The 278-nt window shown below is 39.2% G+C and carries 1 protein-coding gene; it reads left to right on the top strand.

Annotation, left to right across the window (positions count from 1 at the left end; genetic code table 11):
• On the top strand, nucleotides 1-278 hold a 278-nt coding region (locus tag SB786_RS36095), incomplete at both ends, for a hypothetical protein (protein ID WP_410731558.1).

Genomic DNA, 278 nt, shown 5'->3' with positions numbered 1-278 from the left:
GGTAGATGCTGCTAATGATAAAGTCGGGGTTGGAACTACTTCTCCAGGTGTAAAATTAGATGTTGCACAGGCAATCGGCACATCAGAAGCTACTCAGCTGCGTATACTTAATACATCTCCTGTAGCTGTTAATAATACAGCATGTATGGGATTTAACTCTTATAACGGAGGTGGAGCAACTTGGGGAATAGGTTCTATTCAGAATAGTACGAGTGCTACTGACAGTAACTTTCATATATTATACAGTGGTGGTGCTAGTTACAATAAACTATTTACAA

The sequence above is a fragment of the Burkholderia sp. SIMBA_062 genome (assembly GCF_046534765.1).
Taxonomy (GTDB): Bacteria; Pseudomonadota; Gammaproteobacteria; order Burkholderiales; family Burkholderiaceae; genus Burkholderia; species Burkholderia ambifaria.
Note: the sequence above shows the minus strand (reverse complement) of the source record. Positions and strands in the feature narration are given on the sequence as shown.